Source organism: Acidaminobacter sp. JC074, assembly GCF_022496765.1.
Lineage (GTDB): Bacteria > Bacillota > Clostridia > Peptostreptococcales > Acidaminobacteraceae > JABXKX01.
This window is the reverse complement of sequence record NZ_VANV01000006.1, coordinates 105,520-121,016: the sequence shown is the minus strand read 5'-3', so window position 1 is coordinate 121,016 and position 15,497 is coordinate 105,520. Positions and strand designations below refer to the sequence as shown.

At 36.8% G+C, this 15,497-nt stretch carries 13 protein-coding genes; all 13 read right to left on the bottom strand.

Annotated elements, in window-relative coordinates; all coding sequences use genetic code 11:
- Positions 1-88: 88 nt before the first annotated feature.
- The 13 genes from EZV73_RS07920 to EZV73_RS07860 all read right to left on the bottom strand — a co-directional run bounded on the left by EZV73_RS07920 (position 89) and on the right by EZV73_RS07860 (position 15,469).
- Positions 89-2,086 carry a sigma-54-dependent Fis family transcriptional regulator gene (locus EZV73_RS07920; RefSeq protein WP_240839719.1) on the bottom strand — a complete coding sequence of 666 codons (1,998 nt, stop codon included), beginning with the start codon at positions 2,084-2,086 and terminating at the stop codon, positions 89-91.
- 454 nt (positions 2,087-2,540) lie between these two features.
- Positions 2,541-2,639 (bottom strand): MetS family NSS transporter small subunit, encoded by a 99-nt coding sequence (locus EZV73_RS07915; protein WP_240839718.1) that lies wholly within the window; start codon positions 2,637-2,639, stop codon positions 2,541-2,543.
- The gene (locus EZV73_RS07910; protein ID WP_240839717.1) at positions 2,639-4,147 is read right to left on the bottom strand and encodes a sodium-dependent transporter; all 1,509 of its coding nucleotides are present in this window, start codon (positions 4,145-4,147) and stop codon (positions 2,639-2,641) included. Before EZV73_RS07910 ends, EZV73_RS07915 begins: the two co-directional genes overlap by 1 nt.
- 400 nt (positions 4,148-4,547) lie before the next feature.
- Positions 4,548-5,639: an anhydro-N-acetylmuramic acid kinase AnmK gene (gene anmK, locus EZV73_RS07905; protein ID WP_255813004.1), complete on the bottom strand. Its 1,092-nt coding sequence runs from the start codon at positions 5,637-5,639 to the stop codon at positions 4,548-4,550.
- Positions 5,632-6,453, bottom strand: a complete 822-nt coding sequence (locus EZV73_RS07900; protein WP_240839716.1) for an N-acetylglucosamine kinase — start codon at positions 6,451-6,453, stop codon at positions 5,632-5,634. The genes anmK and EZV73_RS07900 overlap by 8 nt, the downstream gene beginning before the upstream one ends.
- Positions 6,454-6,457: 4 nt before the next feature.
- Positions 6,458-7,330: an N-acetylmuramic acid 6-phosphate etherase gene (gene murQ / locus EZV73_RS07895; protein WP_240839715.1), complete on the bottom strand. Its 873-nt coding sequence runs from the start codon at positions 7,328-7,330 to the stop codon at positions 6,458-6,460.
- Positions 7,327-8,745, bottom strand: a complete 1,419-nt coding sequence (gene nagZ, locus EZV73_RS07890) for a beta-N-acetylhexosaminidase (protein ID WP_240839714.1) — start codon at positions 8,743-8,745, stop codon at positions 7,327-7,329. The genes murQ and nagZ overlap by 4 nt, the downstream gene beginning before the upstream one ends.
- A 2-nt stretch (positions 8,746-8,747) precedes the next feature.
- Complete coding sequence (locus EZV73_RS07885; RefSeq protein ID WP_240839713.1) at positions 8,748-9,743, bottom strand: serine hydrolase; 996 nt, start codon at positions 9,741-9,743, stop codon at positions 8,748-8,750.
- Between the two features lie 6 nt (positions 9,744-9,749).
- Positions 9,750-10,757, bottom strand: coding sequence for an ABC transporter ATP-binding protein (locus EZV73_RS07880; RefSeq protein ID WP_240839712.1), 1,008 nt, complete (start codon positions 10,755-10,757; stop codon positions 9,750-9,752).
- The gene (locus EZV73_RS07875; protein ID WP_240839711.1) at positions 10,750-11,727 is read right to left on the bottom strand and encodes an ABC transporter ATP-binding protein; all 978 of its coding nucleotides are present in this window, start codon (positions 11,725-11,727) and stop codon (positions 10,750-10,752) included. The genes EZV73_RS07880 and EZV73_RS07875 overlap by 8 nt, the downstream gene beginning before the upstream one ends.
- Position 11,728: 1 nt before the next feature.
- Positions 11,729-12,622, bottom strand: a complete 894-nt coding sequence (locus EZV73_RS07870; RefSeq protein WP_240839710.1) for an ABC transporter permease — start codon at positions 12,620-12,622, stop codon at positions 11,729-11,731.
- Positions 12,623-12,630: 8 nt separating this feature from the next.
- The gene (locus tag EZV73_RS07865) at positions 12,631-13,599 is read right to left on the bottom strand and encodes an ABC transporter permease (protein ID WP_240839709.1); all 969 of its coding nucleotides are present in this window, start codon (positions 13,597-13,599) and stop codon (positions 12,631-12,633) included.
- Positions 13,600-13,732: 133 nt separating this feature from the next.
- The gene (locus EZV73_RS07860) at positions 13,733-15,469 is read right to left on the bottom strand and encodes an ABC transporter substrate-binding protein (RefSeq protein ID WP_240839708.1); all 1,737 of its coding nucleotides are present in this window, start codon (positions 15,467-15,469) and stop codon (positions 13,733-13,735) included.
- Between the last annotated feature and the right edge of the window lie 28 nt (positions 15,470-15,497).

Genomic DNA, 15,497 nt, shown 5'->3' with positions numbered 1-15,497 from the left:
AGTATGCCAAGTCTAAATTGGCTGATTTCATAGAATTTTTAGACAATTCAAGTGTTTAAATTGTATTAATTGTACATACAGTATACAGTTAATACAATTTAGAAGTCATTAGGTGATCAATACCTTCTTTAGTAATTCTTGTACCACCACGCCCTTTGCCAATAGAAACGTAGCCCTTGGACTGGAGATCCAGTAGGATCTGTCTGACCTCTTGCTCACCCATATAGATATTAAGATAAGCCAGTTGATCTGATATGGACTTTCTACCCACTCGCTTGTTTTCAGCATTGTTTGTATAAACGATATTAAGTATGGCCATTGGCGTTGATTGTGTTATAGGCTTAATGTCTTCAGTATGTTTCATACGCTCCGGCAGGTCTGATAACTCAATTTTATTCTTACCAAGGTTTAACAAGTATTCAAAGCAGTTAGAAAGTTCTCTTACGTTACCATCCCAGTAGTAAGTCGTCATAAAATTTTCTGCTTGATCATCAAAGTAAAGTTGTGATCCTTGGTCCTTGTTCATCTTATTAAAGATCTCTAAGACATCTCTACCACGCTTTCTAAGTGGTGGAATATGTAGAGGTAAGACGCTCAGTCTGTAATACAGGTCCTTTCTAAAACGACCGAGTTCCACCTGCTTTTTCATATCTATGTTAGTCGCAGCTATGATTCTCACATCAATAGATACAATCTCATTAGACCCTACACGCATAATCTCTTTTTCCTGCAACACACGCAAGAGCCTTGATTGTAAGTGAAGAGGAATCTCACCTATCTCATCTAGAAATAAGGTACCCCCATTGGCAATTTCAAACAGGCCAGTTTTACCACCCTTTTTAGCGCCGGTAAAAGCACCTTCTTCATAACCAAAGAGTTCACTTTCTAATAAATTTTCTGGAATTGCTGAACAGTTAACAGCTACAAACTGTTCGTGACTTCTCTTAGAATTGTTGTGAATGACATGAGCAAACAACTCCTTACCGGTACCGGATTCTCCAATAATCAAGACTGTAGAATCAGAACCAGACATCCTTAGAGCAATGTCTTTGATCTTAGTCATTTCTTCACTGGAACCCACAATATCATGAATACTGTACTTGGTTGTATGACCTCTTTCTATAAGTGCTTTTCTGAAGCGATGCATTTTTACTTCTTCATCGTTGTACTTCTTTAAGATGACCAAACCATAGTCCACACTACCTAGGGTTAATTCTGGCATGATGTTACATATTAGAGGGACATTGTTGATTCTAATGACCATTTCAGTTAAAGTATCCCCGAAAACGACGCGGTCTTTAACAGGAATAAGGTCTGTAATTTTCTTGCCTAATATATTATAAGAAGACTTGTGTAAAAAAGACTCTGTCGATCTTGAGTTTGAAGTGACAAGGCCAGTAGAATCATAAATCAAAACACCTTCATTTAGATTCTCAAACATCACGTTAATGATTTCTTCAAACATAAATCTTTCATTAATAACCAAACTCATACCATCATTGGTAGAATCTCTCATACGACCACGAGCCATGAGCTTACCTAAAAACTTTTTCTTATCCAACTTAAAATAAGAAATGATTTCAAGTAGTGTTTTACTGTCAAGCATGGTGTTCTTAATATCAACTATGGTGCCAGTCGTTTCAGGTAGGATACTTAACTCACCTTGAGTAATAACATAGTCTAAATCCTTATACTTCTCGATACCTGGATAGTAAGGATGAAGCTCCAGATCACTTCTGCCTAGAGCATAAATTAAATAAATACTCTCAGATACTGTCTTAGGACCAACATTGACCACTAGGGCTTCAGAACCATAAGGAATAGAGTCAATTTTTCTAATTCCTTCAGGGTCAAGGGTCTTAATCACCTTTAATATACGAGAATCCTTTCTTACATACTGCATAATATGTTCTACAATGGTATGAGTTGTAATTAAGATTAAGTCATAGTCTTCTACCACATTGACATTCTCATAATTCATGGCTATGTAATCAATGACAATGGCGTCGTCAAAAAACTTTCTCAGTTCATCACAATAATATTTCCCAATACCTTCTGCTTTAGAAACAACTAATAATTTGTTCATATTCCATCCCTTTCTGTATCAATTGTACCCACTTTACAGTTGATACAATTAAATTATACTAAAAATAATGCAATTTCGGTGCCATGAATGACATGAAACTGCATTATGATGATATTAGTGTTATTTTGCTTCATATTGTTATCTCAGCTAAAAGCAAGACTCATACTTTATTAGAAAGTGAAATTAATTATTTTTTAAAAAACAAAACGTTTTTCGATTATTGATTTTTATTTTGATAAAACAAAATATTTTCCAATTATCAAATTTTATTTTGATTGAACAAAATATTTTTCAGACTGTCAGTCGAATTATTTACAAAAACTATGATTTTTTATATTGCCAGTAGAAAAATATCGTGTTCAAAATTCAAAAGGATAAATAAAATGACTAGCCTATTTAACTCTTGTTAAATAAGGCTAGTCAGACTTTTTAATCACTATTTAAAGTGATGTTTTTATTGATTGTTTTTTACTGCAATTGATAAACAGTATGCGAAACCGCCCCATGTAATACCTAGAGCAATAACAGCTGTAATAATAGCACTTAAACTCATTACATCTCAACTCCTTCCATTACATCTTCTTCATGTTCTTTAGAACCTTTAATACCTGTAAGGATGTAAGATACAACAGCAATTAATAGAAGTGTACCGCCTCCGAATGCAACTAGTGCAGATACAGGATAGCCTTCATAACCTTTTGTAAAGTCAGTGTAAGCATTGAAGATGAAAATTACTGTTAAGATAGCTGGCGTCATGAACTTTAAAGTGAAGTTCCACCATTTGCCTACAGCAAAATCAGACATACCGTTTGCATATTTTCTTACACCTTCAAGGTTGAAGAACCATGCAATAAATATAATCTCTACAAGACCCGATGCAGTGATTGCATATTGGTTAACAAAGTGATCAACGATATCAAGAATGTATAAACCAGCACCAGTAACAAATAGTAATGATACTAAGAAACCACTTACTGTAACAATGATAAGTACCTTTGTACGAGAAGCATTGAACTTATCAACAAAACTTGAAACAATTACTTCTAGAATTGACATAGAAGATGATAAACCTGCAAATAATAAACAGATAAAGAATAAGGCGCCCATGATGCCATTCATACCTGGTAAAGCATTAATTGCCTGTGGGAATACGATAAATGCAAGACCAACACCTGCACTTGAAACTTCTTCAACTGGAACACCTTGCTGTGCAGCCATATAACCTAATACTGAGAATACAGCAACACCCGAAAGAATTGAGAATGAACAGTTACCAAGACCTGTTAAGAAGGCATTGTTAACGATGTCTGTCTTCTCAGGTAAATATGATGCATAAGTGATCATAATACCGAATGCAATACTTAACGAGAAGAAGATTTGTCCATAAGCAGCCAACCATACCTTAGGATTGCCTAAAACAGAAAAATCTGGCTTGAAGAAGTAATCAAGACCTGCAGATGCACCTTCTAGTGTTAAACCTCTTACTGTAATAACCAATAGACAGACGATTAATAATGGCATGAAAATCTTATTCGCCTTCTCGATACCTGCCTTGATACCACCATTTAAAACTACAAAATTGATTACCCATACCAAAGCAAGTCCTATTAGCATGGTTGTATTTAAACCACCAATAGCAAAGGGACCATCAGTAATATGTAAGAAATCATTAAAGAAGAATGATTTTGTATCAGCACCCCATGCACCTGATAATGAGAATGATAAATAATTGATTGTCCAACCGATAATAGCCATGTAGTAAACAACAATACTAAACGAAATCAAAGTTTGAGCCCAACCTAAGACTTCCATCTTCTTGCTGATCTTACCAAAGCAACCTGGCGCTGCTTTCTTTATACGGTGTGCTACCGAGAATTCTAAAATAAGAATTGGAATACCTGCTGTTAAAAGTGCGAATAAATATGGAATTAGAAACGCACCGCCTCCGTTACTTGCCGCTACATATGGAAAACGCCATATGTTACCAAGGCCAATGGCTGAACCAATAGCCGCTACAACGAAGCCCATTCTTGAGCCCCACTGTCCTCTTTCTGTACTCATTTTTTTTGCCTCCTTAATACTAACCATGACTGCAATACAAATAAATATCATTTACAGTCATATTCTCAATAAGTGTGATGTATAATAACAACATTGACCATTTTAAAGCAATGTTACAAAAATGTAAATAATTAATGAGCAAACATGAATAAACATACAAAAAAATTCAAGAATTTTCAAACTTTTTTGATAATATCCATAATATCGATTAACTTCTGTCTTAAACGGGTCACAAAACTTATAATTATGCAGAAGAGAAATTGCAAAAATATGGATAATTCACTTCAGTTTAAAACTCATACTCTCCTTTGAACCCATCTATTCCTTAAGTCAAAAAAAAGGAATGAAATCCTTTTTATTTCTAAAATAATAGGATCTATTTCCTTTTTTTCGAGTTAAGCTATGAGGGATAGGTAATCGATCCCTGTATGACATGTTTTCTTGCGCCTGTTGCACTCGGTACATTGGATGTTCTTTTATGAAGGGTTTCATAACCTAATAAAGCAAAGGCCATGGCTTCTTTTGCATCTGGATATTCGCCAATTTCTACTTGTCCATCAAATGACTCGCTTATATACTTCATCAGAGTCTTGTTATAAACGCCACCGCCATTTGCTATGATCTTTGAAACACCAAAAGCTTTTATGTTACACACAATCGCTAAAGCCGTAAACTTGGTAAGAGTGGCAATTAAGTCTTCCTTCGGTAGTTTTGACTTCTTTATTAAATCCTCTACAAAGAATCCGCCGTATTTTTCTCTACCTGTAGATTTTGGTGGGCTTCTGTGTATATATTCATCACTTAAAAGTTCTTCTAAAAGCTCTAGATTTACCTGTCCTAAGGCAGCTATCTGACCATCTTTATCATATGGAAGGTCATAAAAAGCTTCCATTAGGCCATTGATAATCATATTGCCCGGTCCCGTATCAAAGGCAACCAAATCATCTATTGAAGCATTTTTTGGAATGATGGTTACATTTGATATACCGCCGATATTTAATAAACAAATGGTCTCATCACTTAGGTAGTTCACATAGTCAAAATAAGGTACCAATGGCGCACCTTGTCCTCCTGCGGCCATATCCATACTTCTGAAGTTTGACACAACAGGCACACCTGTTTCATAGGCTATCACCGCTGGTTCACCAAGTTGCATGGTTGACTTAAACTTACCATCTGGAATATGAAAAATGGTTTGACCATGTGAGGCTATAAAATCTAATTGACTCAGCTTTGTATGACTTTTTTCACAAACAAGCTTAACCGCTTGAGAAAATAAGTATCCCAGTTCAAAGTTCAAACTACATAAGAGTTCGTTACTGGACGCACCTATATCCATAGCATCTTTAAGCTTAGCTTTCATTTCATGATCTATAGGAAGTGTTTCAAAGTCTATTAAAGTCATCTTCTTATCTTCATCAATAGAAACCAAAGCGGCGTCTATACCATCAAGTGATGTACCAGACATAAGCCCTACTGCAAGTTTACTCAAAATAAGATCCTCCTAAAGTATGATCTTCTGTATTTATGACATAATCATAGTGCCCAATAGATGCTTTTAAAGCTTCTAAATAAAGTGGGTGTTTGATCATACCACCTGTTAAACCTATTTTATTTACTTTCAAATCATATTTTTTTATCATATTTAAAACAGTTTGACCCAGTTTCTTACTTTCTTCAATAAATAGATCATCAATCGTATGAAAATCATAAGCAGCTAGTACCGAGGCCAGTTCAGCTATCCTGGCTTTAGGTTCTTTATATAAAAACTTAACTTCCTCTAAGTCAGAAAGCTTATAATGATCTAAAATGATATCCTTAAGTATTGTTGAGATGCCAAGACTATCACAAAGTATGACCTTCTTTATAGCCTCTACAGACAGGCTGTAACCAGAACCTTCATCTCCAAACAAATGCCCCCAACCACCGGCTTGTATAAAACCATGTGGCCCCTTGTATAATACAACGGATCCTGTGCCTGCTATCACAAGCAAACCACCTTGAGGCAAAAGGTCATAATAGGCCAGTTCAGCATCTGTAATAACAATAAGCTCTAAATCAAACCTAGATTCAATTAGGGTTTTGATCTCATTTGTATCCCTGGTCTTTGCACCGGCCATACCGATGACGATTTTGTCTACCTTAGGCTCATATAGCATCTCTATAAGCTCTAAGATGTTATTCAGGGCCTTTTCTTTATGGACCAAGATATTACCAAAACCACTTGTGGCAGTTTTTATCTTCACGCCCTTTTCTATTAGAGCGCCCACACATTTACTACCACCAGCATCTATAGATATCATCATTTTACTAATCCTCTATGGCCTTTGAAACAAAGCCACTCTCCAGTCTCTTTATTGCCTCCTCAAGACTACAATTTCTGATAATCATAACGATGGCTACCTTAGGTTTTCCACCAGATGCTTCATAGAATTTCTCAGCGATTTCATAAGAGACACCTGTAGCTTCCACTATGATTCTTTTGGCCCTATCCACCAATTTTTCATTAGTCGCCATCACATCTACCATAAGGTTGCCATAAGTCTTACCAATAGCAATCATTGATGCTGTAGAAATCATGTTTAATATCATCTTCTGAGCAGATCCAGCCTTTAATCTAGTTGAACCGGTTAATACCTCTGGTCCCAAATTCACTTCAACAAAAGTATCTGCGTGTTTTGAAATAAGACTCTTTTGATTACAAGAAATAGCACCTGTTCTCGCCCCTACTTGATTGGCATAGTCCAGTCCACCAATCACATAAGGTGTTCTGCCTGAAGCTGCTATACCAATCACCATGTCATAAGCTGATAAGTTGATTTCTTCCAAATCCTGTTCTGCAAGCTCTTTGGAGTCCTCTGCACCTTCTACTGCTCTAACAAAGGCCCTTTCACCGCCGGCTATCAAACCTTGCACCATTTCAGGTGGTGTAGAAAAGGTCGGTACACATTCTACTGCATCTAAAACGCCCAGTCGCCCACTTGTACCAGCACCAATGTATATAAGGCGGCCACCCTGTTTAAAAGTTTCAACCAGGCTAGATACCATTTCTTCAATATCCTCTAAGACTTCAGAAATTCTTACAGGTACCAACTGATCTTCTTCGTTCATAACTTTTAAAAACTCAAGTGTAGACATATGGTCTAAGTCCATGGTTCTTATATTTCTTCCTTCTGTACTCATATAACCTCACTTACTGGCAGCTTGCCAAGCGCAGCATCCCCCTCTAAAACAGCTTGTAATCCTGTTAATGACAATCTCGAAAGCTCATAGGTAAATAAGGTTGTAAAGCCACCGAAAACTTCATAAGGTGATTTTAGATTTACTAAAACAACCTTACCTGGATCAAGCTTGTCTATATAACTTTCCAAATCGGCCTTGTTTCTATAAAAAACAAGGGCTTTGTCTTTATTTATCATGTCATAAGACTTTGCGTCTTCGAAAGTTTCTTTAAGCAAATCACTATCAGGAATGTAGTAGTTTTGACACTCTGATAAATCAAATGGCAGTCTGCCTTTTTGTGTGATAGATGATAGGGCTATTTTTACAGTAGCACCCATAGCTTCTTCTGTCATAATGAGTTTTCTAGCTTCATCCCATGACATGTCTACCTGACTCATATAAGATTTGTGTCTGATAATCCTTTTAACAGCTTTATCAATTATTTCTTCTGAAATAAGACCTGACTTTACGGCTTCATAAACCGCTTCCATGCAGGCTACTTGAACATCAAGATCACTGGAATACATAACCATGTCTACACCAGATAAAATCGCTTCAACAGCTGCCATTTTAGGATCAACAAACTTAGAAACTGCATGCATTTCCATACAATCGGTCATAATCAAACCTTGATAATCCAGTTCATCTCTTAGAAGGTCAGTGATGACTCTTTTAGAAAGTGTTGCCGGTCTCTTGTCGTCTATGGCCTTAAACATAACATGAGAGATCATGATACCGTCAATGTTTTCATCAATCATTCTCTTAAATGGTTTCAATTCTACTTGATGAAGTCTTTCAAGGTCATGGTCTACCCTAGGTAGATTAAAGTGCGAATCTGTAGATGTATCGCCATGGCCAGGAAAATGCTTGGCAACGGCTAGCATATTGTTTTCTTTATATCCCTTGAGAGCAGCACTAGAAAAATCTGCTACCCTATCTGGATTTTCACCAAATGATCTGACACCTATCACAGGATTCTTTGCGTTGTTGTTGACATCTACAACGGGTGCTAGGTTCATATTTGCACCAATAGCAGTCAGTTCTTTTGATAAAATATGAGAAGCTATCTCAGCATTTTTAGTATCCCCAGTTGCTGCAATGGCCATGTTGCCACTGATAGGGGTAATGCCTTCTTTTATTCTTGTAACAATGCCACCCTCTTGGTCTATGGTTCTTATCAAGGGATGTTTTGATAGGGCTCTTGCTCTTGAAAAAAAATCAAAGGCCTCTTTTGCAGTCTGTCCATTACGAGAAAAATGGATGATACCACCTACATGATAGTCTAAAAGTACTTTCTGCAAATGTTTATCATCCATGACTCCTACAATGAACATCTGACCAATCTTTTCTCTTAAAGATAATTCAGATAGGTTCATATTCATTCTCCATATATGATCTTCTCTATTCGTTTTCTAAATTTTATTATTTTTGTATTTTCTCTGCTAGGATGCACACGGTTAGATAACATGATAAAAGCCTTTTGCCTTTTTATATCCACAATCATATGCGTACCTGTATAACCCGTATGATAAAGGACGTCACCACCATCAATGTCTTTTACAATCCAGCCTAGTGATCTGTAATCTTCATCAAAAGGCATTTCCTTTACCATAAGTCTATTGACAGTATCTTCTTTAAGAATCTCCTGTCCGCCATTTAAAAGCATGCCAGCAAATTTCGCAAGGTCTTCAGCTGTTGAATAAATACCAGCATGACCTGCAACACCGTCTAGTAAAAAGGCTTTTTCATCATGAACAAAGCCACGAATCATGCCTCTAAAGCCAAACTCTTCTGTGGGTGCAATCCTAAGGATCTCCTTATGGTTGTATCTGGTATCATCCATGCCTAATGGTTTGAAAACACGGGTTTTCAGATAGTCAGGCAATGAGCCTGTCAGTTTCTCAACTAAAAAGCCAAGATACATGAAGCCCACATCAGAATAAACGACTTTTGAGCCTGTCTCATACGCCAAGTCGCATGTCATCAAGTCATCCATTAAAGGTTCTAGAGTCGTCATTTCTGTTGTTCCCTCAGTCAAGGCAGGATAACCTGAAGAATGAACCAGTAAGTCTTTGATGGTTACATGGTCATACTTGATATATGGCAGATAAGTTTTTATCTTATCTTCTAAAGACAGTTTACCTTCTTCACATAAAATCAAAATAGCCATAGTTGTAGCCACAACCTTAGACAAAGATGCCACATCATAAACTGTATCAAGCTTATTTTCTTCTTTTTCTGGATAAAGCGCCTTATAGCCAACATAACCAAAGTGACGCTTACCATCTTCTATCAAACAGTAGGTCGCACCTGGATAAACCCCCTCAAGAACGCCTTTTTGCATAAGATCATTTAAATCATTTAATTTATCCATGGTCACCTACTCTACAAACTTTAAAATACGTTCTGGGAAGTGACAGGCAACAGAATGATTTTCTGCTATTTCTTTCAGTTCTGGTTCCTGGGTCATACATAACTCTTTAGCTACAGGACACCTAGGATGGAATCGACAGCCGCTTGGTAAATTTGTCGGTGACGGTGTCTCACCCTTTAAAACGATTTTTTCTCTTTTATGGTCAACATCCACATTGGCCAGTACACTGACAAGGGCCTGAGTATAAGGATGTCTACAATCACCTGAAATAATCTCAGAAGGGCCTATCTCGACGACCTTTCCTAGATACATAATGGCAATCCTATCTGATATCAACCAAGCTAAAGATAAGTCATGTGTGATAAAAAGATAAGAGGTGCCTTTTTCTTCTTTCATATTGTACATCAAACGAACGATATCCGCTCTGATAGATGCATCTAACATAGAAACAGGTTCATCTGCAACAATAAACTCTGGTGATACAATAAAGACTGCAGCAATTGCCACACGCTGACGCTGACCACCACTTAACTCATGAGGATAACGATACAAGTAATCTTCACCAGGTTTTAAACCTGCAAACTCTAAAGCTTGAACAGTTTTTTCTTTTATTTCAGATTCTTTTAAGTTCTTTTCAATAAGTCTTAAAGGCTCAGATACAATATCAACAATCATATACTTTGGATTGAGTGATTGATAAGGATCTTGGAAAATCATTTGAGCACGTTCTCTAAATGATCTCATCCACTTTTTATCTTCACCCTGATAGTCTTCACCATCAAACTTAATCTGACCTTCATGGTGAACAAGATTCAAAAGAGCTCTTCCAGTTGTTGTTTTACCAGAACCAGACTCACCAACTAAAGATAGGATTTCGCCCTTGTTGATTTTAAAGTCGACACCATCTACAGCTCTTACATAGTTGAGGTCTTTACCGATTAGGTCTTTAAAGAACTTCTGACGTATTTTAAAGTGAACTTTTAAATCGTTGACTTCAAACAAAGCATTATTCATGATGGCCTCCTAACAAATGACAAGCAGCAAAGTGACCATTTCCAAAATCAATTGGGACTGGTACTTCTCTTTTACACACATCCATAGCCTTATCACATCTTAAATGGAATCTGCAACCAGATGGTGGTTCCAATAGATTAGGAGGCGAACCAGGGATAGACTCTATCAAAGTCTTCTTACCATATATATTTGGAAATGCCGCAATTAACTTTTGCGTGTATGGATGTTTCGATTCCTTTATAACGCTTCTTACTGAACCGATTTCAACAATGTTACCAGCATACATAACAGCAATCCTATCACATGTTTCTGATATGATGGATAAATCATGTGTGATGATCATCATAGACATATGCATCTTACCTCTCAGTTCATTGATTAAATCAATAATCTGAGCTTGGACCATAACATCCAGGGCAGTGGTTGGTTCATCTGCAATTAAAACTTTTGGATCACAGGCTAGTGCCATAGCAATCATAACACGCTGTCTCATACCACCTGAGAATTCATGCGGGTAATCGTCTACGCGTTTCTCATCTAAGCCAACTACTTTAAAAAGTTCTACAATTCTTGCTCTAACGTCATCATCCTTCATACCTGGATTATGGAGCAAGATAGCCTCGGCTATTTGAAAACTGATTTTCTTTACTGGATTAAGGGCATTCATAGCTCCTTGAAATACCATAGATATATCGTTCCATCTGTAAAGCTGCCAATCAGTCTCTGAATTTTTTGCGATATCTTTGTCTTCATAAAGGATAGAGCCATTATCTAAATAACCGTTATCTGGCAACATGCCCATAGTCGATAAGGCAGTGGTCGTTTTACCACAACCAGATTCTCCTACTAGGCCAAGTGATTCACCTTCATATAAGTTAAAGCTAACATTTTCAACGGCTTTTACAGTTCCAAGGCTGATATCAAAGAAGATATTTAAATCTGTTATTTCTAATACTTTTTTTCTTTCCATACTATCTACCTCTTAACTTTGGATTCAGAATTTCATCAAATGAATAGCCCACAAATGTAAAGCTCAGAACAAGTATAATAATTGCAAGTCCTGGTGGAACAAAGTACCACCACGCGCCTATACTAACAGCACCATTAACAAATGCCCCATTTAATACTTGACCCCAAGATACTGATAAGGGATCACCAAGGCCTAAGAAGCTTAAAGATGCTTCAGCTAGTATACCACTAGACGTTGCAAGTATGGTTCTAGCAAATATAACTGGAAACACATTTGGAAGCACATGTTTATACATGATATAAACATTGCCTGCGCCAATAGATCTTGCTCTTTCAATATAAGGTCTTTCTCTTATAGACAAGGCCTGAGATCTAACCAGTCTCGCTGTACCTGTCCAACCTGTAAAACCGATGACTAAAATGATGTTTCTTAAGTTGGTACCTAAAAGTGCTGAAAGCACCATAATCAATGGTAGCTTTGGTAAAACCATCATACCGTCTGTAAATCTCATAAGAATATGGTCTAGTCTACCGCCTACAAAACCTGATGTTAAACCAATGGCTGTGCCTAAAAATATGGAAATAAAGGCTGCTGAAAAACCAACAATCAAAGAGGTTTTGGTACCGTTTATAATGGCACCGAACAAGTCTCTACCTAGATGGTCTGTACCAAACCAAAAGTCTTTACTAGGCCCTTCTAACATGGGGCCTTTGGCTACATCTATAGCTGAATATGGGAATACCTTTGGTCCTACAAATGCGATGATAAAAAATACAACCAGCATAATAAAACCAAGTGTACCTATTTTATTGGAAAAGAAGGTTTTCGTGACTCTTTTTAAGTTACGAATTCTAACTTCTCTTTTGTCTTTTCTTAAACTTTTCTTATCTACCATGTGACCTCCTATTCATACTTGATTCTTGGATCGATGTACATGTAGACAATATCAGCTAAGAAGTTAGCAGTAACAACTGCAAAACTTGTAATGATAAATGACCCTTGTAACAGTGGATAGTCTCTAGCTGTTAAAGCCTTTAGTAATAAAGTACCTACGCCAGGCCACGTAAATACTGTTTCCGTTTGAATAGCACCAGAAACAATAAATCCTAAAGACGTTGCAATAACAGTTACCATTGGAAGCATAGCGTTTGGAAGCGCATGTTTTCTAATGATATACTTTCTATCAAAACCTTTAGCCCTTGCTGTATTGATATAGTCTTCTGTAAACACATCCAGTAAAGAAGATCTCATGATCATAACGTATGAACCGAATATAGCCAGCCCAAGTGTTATGGTCGGTACAATTAAATGGTGAAGAACATCTAAGATGTGCTGCCACATAGTGATGCCTCTTAAACCTGGTGTTTCCATACCGAATAATGGTACCCAGCCGAGATTGACACCGAATATAACCAGTAAAACCATACCAAACCAAAAGGCTGGAATTGCGTAAATAAACAGTGATAAACCCAGTAAGCCAACATCAATTTTTTTACCACGATGCGAAGCTGCGATGGTTCCGAATAAGATACCAAAGCCAATCGCAAGTGTCTGAGCACATAAGGCTAATAAAATGGTGTTAGGAAGTCTTGTACCGATAACTTCCATGACTGGCTTTCTAAATGAAAAGGATTGTCCGAAATCGCCTACAACAATATTTTTTAAGTAAACAAAATACTGTTGATAAAGCGGCAGATTTAAACCATAGTTTTCTTTTATCTGTTCTGCAACCTCTGGGTCTATACCACTTTTTACGTACATAGACGTCGGGTCACCAGGCATAACTCTAAATAAAATAAAAGAAATCGTTAAAACAATCCAAATGGTAATTAAGCTTTGAAATATTTTTTTTGAAAAATACCTAAAATTCATGTGACGCCCCCAAATAGATTCTAGTCAAACGCTAAAGTGATCTTTAGCACTTCTGATTTTCACAATCAGTACTAAGAAAGGGATGTCTACCGAAGTAGAACATCCTTTCAGTTTAGAAAGATTAACTTTCTTATTATTGAATTGGCTTTAAGTTAAGGTAAGTTGCATCATTAAAGATGGTACCATCACCAGCAAACTGTACAAAACCTTCATATTTATCGTCTCTGTATGCATCATAGTATCCTTGATAGTAAAGTGGGATGTATGGTGCATCATTGTAGATGATTTGTTGAGCTTCATAAACTGTCTTCATACGCTCTTCATCTTTAACTTGTGTAATTTGTAAATCAACCAATGCATCGTATTCTGGATTCGAATACATAACCTCTTGACGACCACCAATTTGATCTGTATGAAGTACTGTTAAGATAAATCCAGGATCATAACCAGGTGTCCAACCCCAAATGTACATGTCGAAATCAGAGAATGTTTCTGAATCTAACTTCATAGTAGCACCTAAAGTAGCAGAATCCATAGGTTCGATTGTAAGACCAACACCAACATCTTCTAACCATTTAACGATAAAAGGCATTGAATCTCTGTAGTGCCATGCATAACCGTTTGTTAATAAGGCAAATCTGAATAATAATTTTTCACCCTTGTCATTTACTCTAACTTGAACTTCACGACCTGAAATGTCAACTGTTTCAAACTTAGTAAAACCTTCAGCTTCTAATAGTTCGATCGCTTTTTCTGGGTTGTAGTCATGTGGAATATCTAAATGCCACTTACCAGCTGACTTAGGTACTAATGTAGAACCTGCATAGCCAACACCCTTAAGTACGTTATCAACTAAAACTTGCTTATCAAGTGCAAAGTCTACCGCTCTTCTGATATTTGGATTTAAAAGAAGTGGATTACCTTTAGAAGCTGGATCGTCCCAAGAGTTGATACCTAACTCAGTAAGCTTAGGCTGCATATTCTTAAGAACCACAACATTGGCTTCTGTTTCTAAAGCTGTTGCTTGTGTACCTGATGGACTGAACATGTCAAGTGTACCAGCTCTGAAAGCTTGGAACATTGTATCTGAGTTTTCAAATAAGATGTAAAGTAAACCATTTACATGTGGTACTTGACCCCAGTAATTGTCGTTTCTTTCATATTCTAAATCAGTGTTTTGTGGGTTAAACTCACCAATTAATTTCCAAGGACCAGTACCAACCGGTGTTGGGTTAGTAAAGTCTAACATCTCTTGAACTGACATCTGACCCCAGATATGCTCTGGTAAAATTCTTAAAGAAGAAAGTGGTGTATCAACAAAGTTAGCAACAGATGACTTAGTTGTAATGGTTACTTCATAGTCACCAGTCTTTTCAATCTTGTCAATCATCTTAACGTCTGCTTTTCTTGCAAATGTTGCATTTTCATCTTCCATATTATCTAAAATAGCGCCATATGTGAAAACAACATCATCAGCATCAAATGTTTCACCATCTGTCCAAGTAACGCCTTCTCTAAGCTTGATAACCCAAACTGTACCATCGTCTGATACTGTCCATGACTCAGCTAATTTACCAACATACTCCAAAGAATGAGCATCTTGAGTTAAAAGCGTTTCATACATACGAAGTGCATTGTGGTCTACTTGTTGAGTTTGTGTAAATGGGTTTGTATTTGTTGGATAACCAGTAATACCTAAGTTAACAACATATACTTCTTCCGGCTCGTTTGTTTCTGTACTTGTAGAAGTACTTGTTTCTGTGCCTGTGTTACTAGATCCTGTATTTGCAGGTTCAGTTGCTGTAGAATTACATCCTACAAAACTAAATACTAATACAAGAACAAGTAATAAACTCATAAATTTTTTCATTTAATTACCCCCTGTAATATTCAATGAC